This window comes from Acidobacteriota bacterium, from assembly GCA_030774055.1.
Taxonomy (GTDB): Bacteria; Acidobacteriota; Terriglobia; order Terriglobales; family Acidobacteriaceae; genus JACPNR01.
In genome coordinates this window covers 1-5,699 of record JALYLW010000112.1, presented here as the reverse complement: position 1 = coordinate 5,699, position 5,699 = coordinate 1, and the positions used below count along the sequence as shown (strand labels likewise).

Sequence of the window (5,699 nt, the reverse complement as noted above, 5' to 3'; positions counted from 1 at the left end):
CGCTTCGAGAGTAAGACTCCCACGGGCCGGGACCGGTGACGCGGCCACCCGCGCGGCTGATTCAGCAGAGAGCCCGCGGCCGGTCAAGAAGAAAGCGCGCGTCGTCTTCGACGGGCGCGCCTACCTGACCGCCATCATCGCGCGCGAGTCCATCGTTGCAGTCGCCTCAGCCGCGTCAGTCGCGCGGGGCCGGGTAGCAGCGCTACGCGGCCCGGCGATGGTGACGGAATATTCCGCGACCACCGTCATCCCCCCGGGTTTCCGTTTCCGCAGCGACCGCGCCGGCAACCTGATCATCGATGTTCCCGTCTCCAGGAATCGCGTTCCCAAAAGATAAGTCCCCTATCCTGCGGCGCGTTGAAATGCCGTGTTTTGTGGGCACCTTCGGGTGGCAAGCTCTGCGCCAGGTGGCGTAGAATCCCACCGCTCGCACACTGTGGGCCCGCGGCTGCATCGTTTAGCCGGTCGCACTCATCTATTGTTTAGTCTTCTTATATAAAGGATCCGAAATGGCCAGTGAAACTCATGCAATGGGCTCGGCGACGAAGCCGCTGACCGGCCCGCGCGAGCTGCCCGTACTGCCGGTGCGCGATACCGTGCTCTTCCCGCATGCGGTGTTGCCGCTCACGGTGGGGCGCGAGAGCTCGGTACAACTCATCAATTCGCTCGGCGAAGACAAGACCATCGTGGTGGTGGCGCAGCGCGATGCGCGCGTGGATTCGCCGCAGCCGGTGGATCTCTACAGCATCGGGACGCTGGCGACCGTACACAAGGTCGTCAAGATGCCCAACCAGAGCCTGTTCGTCTTCACCGAAGGCATCCAGCGCGTGAAGCTGGCGGACTACAACCAGATGACGCCGTTCCTGCGCGCTACCGTGGAACCGGTAGCGGAGCTGGGCGAGAATACCTCGCCCGAGATCGAGGCGCTGCATCGCAACGTCCGCGGCATGTTCCAGCAGATCGTCGCCGGCTCGCCCACGCTCTCCGACGAACTTCAGACCGTGGCCGAGAACATCGAGGACTCCAGCCGCCTGGTGGATTTCATCGCCAGCTCGCTGCCCTCGCTCGCCACCAAAGATAAACAGGACCTGCTCGAGACGCCGGACGTGAAGGTGCGTCTCGAGAAGGTGAACAAACACCTCGCCAAAGAGCTCGAGGTCCAGCAGCTGCGCAACAAGATCCAGAGCGAGGTGCAGGACCAGGTACAGCAGTCGCAGCGCGAGTACTACCTGCGCGAGCAGATGAAAGCGATCCAGAAGGAACTGGGCGAGCAGGACGACACCCAGCGCGATGTGGAAGACCTGCGCAAGAAGATCGAAGCCGCGGGCATGCCCGAGGAAGTGAAGAAAGAGGCGAACAAGGAACTCACGCGCCTTTCGCGCATGTCTCCCATGGCCGCCGACTATTCGGTCACGCGCAATTACGTGGAGTGGCTGGCAGTGTTGCCGTGGGCAAAGTCTTCCGGCGGCGAGATCGACATCATCAAGGCGAAGCAGATCCTCGATGAGGACCACTACGACCTGCAGAAGGTGAAAGACCGCATCCTCGATTACCTCTCCGTGCGCCGGCTCAAGCCGAACATGAAGGGGCCGATCCTGTGCTTTGTCGGACCTCCGGGCGTGGGCAAGACGTCGCTGGGCAAATCGATCGCGCGCTCGCTGGGACGCAAGTTCGTGCGCATGTCGCTGGGCGGCGTGCATGACGAAGCCGAGATCCGCGGACATCGGCGCACCTACATCGGGGCTTTGCCGGGACAGATCATCCAGGGCATCCGCCGCGCCGAGACCAACGATCCCGTCTTCATGCTCGACGAAGTCGACAAGCTGGGACGCGACTTCCGCGGCGATCCCGCGGCAGCGCTGCTCGAGACGCTCGATCCCGAGCAGAACAACAGCTTCCGCGATAACTATCTCGACGTGCCTTTCGACCTCTCGAAGGTGCTGTTCATCACCACCGCGAACATGCTCGATCCCGTTCCCGATCCGCTGCGCGATCGCATGGAGATCATCGAGCTGCAGGGTTATACCGAGGAAGACAAGCTGCACATCGCCAAGCGCTATCTCGTCCCGCGGCAGGTCGAGGAGAACGGACTCACCGCGGAGCAGATCGAGTTTCCGGATGACTCGCTCAGCTTCCTCACGCGCCACTACACGCGCGAGGCGGGCGTACGCAGCCTGGAACGCAACATCGGCACCATCTGCCGCAAGCAGGCGCGCCGCATTGCCGAGGGAAAACCGGAGAAGCTGGTGGTGACGACGGAGATCATCCGCGAATTCCTGGGCGGCATCAAAGTGCGGCTCGATACCGAGATCGCCGAGCGGACAAAGCGTCCGGGCGTGGCCGTGGGCCTGGCGTGGACGCCGGCGGGCGGCGACATCCTCTTCATCGAAGCCAACAAGATGAAGGGCAAGGGCGGCTTCACCATGACCGGACAGATCGGCCAGGTGATGCAGGAGTCCATGCAGGCGGCGCTGACCTGGGTGCGTTCGAACTCGGGTTCACTCGGCATCAACGAAGACTTCTTCAAGGACCACGACATCCACATCCACGTGCCTGCGGGCGCCATCCCGAAAGATGGTCCGTCGGCGGGCGTGACTATGGCGACCACACTGGTGTCGCTCTTGACCGAGCGGCCGGTGCGTCCGTACACCGCGATGACCGGTGAGATCACGCTCAGCGGGAACGTGCTGCCCGTCGGTGGCATCAAGGAGAAAGTGCTGGCTGCGAAACGCGCGGGCGTGCACGCCGTGATCCTGCCGGCCGAGAACCAGATGAATCTCGAAGAGGACATCACGCCGGAACAGCTGGAAGGCGTAAAGGTCCACTACGTGAACCTGATCGAGGAAGCGCTGGCCATCGCGCTGCCGCAAACGCCGCGCGATGAGAAGCGCGACGCCGCGGAGCGCGAGCGCCACATCGCGGAAGCGCCGGCACAGGTTGCCGTGACCTAACCCAGCATCGTGCTGGTTGAAGCGCGGGCATCTCGCCCGCGCTTTTCTTTTGGGTGCGCGACATGGGCGAGCGCGAAACGAGCCCGCCGCGGCGGGCAGAGCCCTCGAAGCGGCGTCGCTACGCCGGGACGCTGCGCTGGCGCACGTTCTTCTTGATGAACTCGACGATGTCTTCCATCAGCGTGCCCGGACCGAAGATGGCTGCGACGCCCGCTTGCTTCAGCGGCTCGATGTCCTGCTCGGGGATGGTGCCGCCGAGGACGACCAGCACGTCATCGATCTTATGCTGCTTGAGCAACTCGAGCACGCGCGGCACGATGGCGTTGTGCGCTCCGGAAAGGATGCTTAGGCCGATCACGTCCACGTCTTCCTGGAGCGCGGCGTTCACGATCATCTCGGGAGTCTGCCGCAGGCCGGTGTAGATCACTTCCATGCCCGCATCGCGCAGCGCGCGCGCGATCACCTTTGCGCCGCGATCGTGGCCGTCGAGGCCGGGCTTCGCGACCACCACGCGGATCTTGCGTTCGTTCGCCATCGCCAGAAGCATATCAAAACCAACCCTTTAACCACGAAGGTCACGAAGGTACACGAAGGAAAAACCGAAAGTCAGGAGAGCCGAAAGTCAGGAGACCGAAAGCCAGGAAACCGGGAACCAAAGCAGCATGGAACTCTTCAAAAAGAAAAACCTTCGTGTACCTTCGTGCCCTTCGTGGTTATGGTCTATTTCTTGTCGTCCAAACTGCGCCAGAGATACCAGCAGGCGACCGAAGAGTAAGGCGCCCAGGGGCGTCCGATCCTGGCGACGTCCTTCGGCTTGGGATGTTTGCGCTTCTTGTAGTGTTTGCGGATGGCGGCTTGCACGCCGAAATCGCCGCAGGCAAGCACGTTCTGGCGGCGCAGCGCGAACATCAAGAACATCTGCGCGCTCCATTCGCCGATGCCTTTCACGCGCGTGAGGTGCTCGATGACTTCCGCGTCGGACATCTTGGGCAGCGCGGCGAAATCGATCTCGCCGGATTCGGTCTTCTCCGCGAGGTCGCGGATGTAGCTGACTTTCTGCTTCGACAGTCCGCAGGCGCGCATCTCCTGTTTCGTCAGGTCGAGGACGGAAGCGGGAGTGAGCTTTCCTCCCGCGGCCATGAGCAGGCGGTTGAAGATGGTGGTGGCTGCCTTGCCATTCAACTGCTGGAAGGCGATGGAGCGGACGAGCGTCTGGAAACTCGCCTCGCGATAGGCGAGCGAGATGTTGAATGGGCCGACGCGGCGGATGACCTGCGCCAGCACGGGGTCGACTTTTTTCAGGTGCGCAACCGCTCGCTTCATCGCGTCCTCATTTTGAGCAGGGCTGGCGTTACACTCACTTCTCTAGCTCTCATCATGCCGGGCGCCAAGACCCAACTCGATCACGATTCGCTCGCCATCCTGCGCGCCGCGCTCGAGCGGCTCGAGACCGGTTTCAAAGAGCTGCCGGCTTACGAACCTGCGTCTACAGATGCTCGGGCGATGGAAACGATTCTGTTCGCCGCCGCCGAACGCATGCAGGATAACTTCCCCTACTTCCATCCGCTCTATGCCGGGCAGATGCTCAAGCCGCCGCACCCCATCGCCAGGCTGGCGTATGCGATGGCGATGTACATCAATCCCAACAACCACGCGCTCGATGGCGGCCGCGCCAGCTCGGCGCTGGAAAAAGAAGCCGTCGCCGAACTCGCAGCCATGTTCGGCTGGACAGCGCCTGAGGCTGGCTTTCTCGGCCACCTCACATCCGGCGGAACCATGGCGAACCTGGAAGCGCTGTGGGTCGCAGGCCAGCTCGCGCCGGGAAAGAAAGTATTAGCCAGCGAGCAGGCGCACTACACGCATGCGCGCATCTCGAGCGTGCTGAAGCTCGAATTCGAATCCGTCGCCTGCGACGACTTTGGCCGCATCGACCTGGCCGCGCTCGAAACCAAGTTGAAGCAGGGAAGCCCGGGTTCCGCCGTCGCGACAGTAGTCGCAACCCTGGGCACCACCGCGACCGGCGCGGTGGATCCGCTCCCGGAACTCCTGGCGCTGCGCGAGAAGTACAGCTTCCGGCTGCATGCCGACGGGGCTTACGGCGGCTACTTCAATCTCGCTTCGAACCTTGCGCCTGAGACGCGCGCGGCTTTCGACCGCATCGGCGAGTGCGATTCCATCGTCATCGATCCGCACAAGCATGGGCTGCAGCCGTATGGCTGCGGCTGCGTCCTGTTTCGCGATCCTGGCGTGGAGCGTTTCTACAAGCACGATTCGCCGGTCACGTACTTCAGCTCCAAAGAGCTGCATCTCGGCGAGATAAGCCTGGAGTGCTCGCGTGCCGGCGCCGCGGCGGTGGCGCTGTGGGCGACGCAAAAACTTCTGCCGCTGGTTCCGGGTGGCGAGTTCGCCGGACGCCTGGACGCTTCGCGCGCGGCCGCGCTGGCGCTGCAAGAAAAGATCAAAAGCGATTCCCGATTCCTGGCCGGCTTCGCGCCCGAGTTGGACATCGTCACGTGGGCAGTGCGAGCGAAGACTGCGCCGGAGGCGTCCGCACGCGCGCGCCAGATCTTCGAGGAAGCGGCGAAGCGCAACCTGCATCTCGCGCTTGCGGAGCTGCCGCGGAAGTTCTTCGGCCTGGGCGGGCAGGGGACGGTGACCGCGTTGCGGTCCGTCCTGATGAAACCCGAGCACAAGGACTGGATTCCGCAGATCTGGAAGCTGTTGAAGGAAGCCGTCGAAGCGGGATAG

The 5,699-nt window shown here is 63.1% G+C and carries 5 protein-coding genes; 3 read left to right on the top strand and 2 right to left on the bottom strand.

Translation table 11 applies throughout. The annotated features are described in order from the left end of the window. Both M3P27_09165 and lon read left to right on the top strand, forming a co-directional pair. The coding region (locus tag M3P27_09165; GenBank protein ID MDP9268476.1) for a hypothetical protein at nucleotides 1-337 on the top strand (337 nt) is incomplete at its 5' end. Between the two features lie 193 nt (nucleotides 338-530). After that, on the top strand, nucleotides 531-2,951 hold the full coding sequence (lon, locus tag M3P27_09160; GenBank protein ID MDP9268475.1) for an endopeptidase La: 2,421 nt from the start codon (nucleotides 531-533) through the stop codon (nucleotides 2,949-2,951). Nucleotides 2,952-3,069: 118 nt separating this feature from the next. Here lon and M3P27_09155 read toward each other — a convergent pair whose 3' ends face one another. Together M3P27_09155 and M3P27_09150 are read right to left on the bottom strand one after the other, a co-directional pair. After that, complete coding sequence (locus M3P27_09155; GenBank protein MDP9268474.1) at nucleotides 3,070-3,486, bottom strand: cobalamin B12-binding domain-containing protein; 417 nt, start codon at nucleotides 3,484-3,486, stop codon at nucleotides 3,070-3,072. A gap of 185 nt (nucleotides 3,487-3,671) precedes the next feature. After that, the gene (locus M3P27_09150) at nucleotides 3,672-4,274 is read right to left on the bottom strand and encodes a DNA-3-methyladenine glycosylase (GenBank protein MDP9268473.1); all 603 of its coding nucleotides are present in this window, start codon (nucleotides 4,272-4,274) and stop codon (nucleotides 3,672-3,674) included. A gap of 54 nt (nucleotides 4,275-4,328) precedes the next feature. On the opposite strand from M3P27_09150, the gene M3P27_09145 reads away from it, so the two are divergent. Beyond that, nucleotides 4,329-5,699, top strand: coding sequence for an aminotransferase class I/II-fold pyridoxal phosphate-dependent enzyme (locus M3P27_09145; GenBank protein ID MDP9268472.1), 1,371 nt, complete (start codon nucleotides 4,329-4,331; stop codon nucleotides 5,697-5,699).

Excerpts from the sequence above, each read along its gene's own strand:
- lon (MDP9268475.1), top strand. The coding sequence starts at position 531 with ATGGGCTCGGCGACGAAGCCGCTGACCGGCCCGCGCGAGCTGCCCGTA.
- M3P27_09155 (MDP9268474.1), bottom strand. The coding sequence starts at position 3,486 with ATGGCGAACGAACGCAAGATCCGCGTGGTGGTCGCGAAGCCCGGCCTC.
- M3P27_09145 (MDP9268472.1), top strand. The coding sequence starts at position 4,329 with ATGCCGGGCGCCAAGACCCAACTCGATCACGATTCGCTCGCCATCCTG.
- M3P27_09150 (MDP9268473.1), bottom strand. The coding sequence starts at position 4,274 with ATGAAGCGAGCGGTTGCGCACCTGAAAAAAGTCGACCCCGTGCTGGCG.